The 239-nt window shown below is 36.8% G+C and carries 1 protein-coding gene; it reads right to left on the reverse strand.

The features are described 5' to 3' along the window. Positions 1–239 (reverse strand): hypothetical protein (locus ACYVTD_RS19190; RefSeq protein WP_461249168.1); only part of this gene is annotated, 239 nt, incomplete at both ends.

Consider the following 239-nt stretch of genomic DNA (forward strand, 5'->3'; position numbering starts at 1 on the left):
GACAGTCTACGAACTTTTGCACTTTATCTGCCATTGAGTTGGAAGATGTGAGCATTTTTTTTGCATTAATCCTGCTTTTTTCAGCGGTTTCTCGCGAGCGTTTGTTAATAAGAACTTGATTTGCAATCTTTTCGGCCTCTTCTTTATTCTCGAGGAAGAAAATTTCGAGATTTGTTTTTAGGAAGTCTGTCATCGCTTCTTGAATGAATTTGTTGTTGATTGCTTTTTTTGTCTGGTTC

This window comes from Treponema sp. R6D11, from assembly GCF_054786075.1.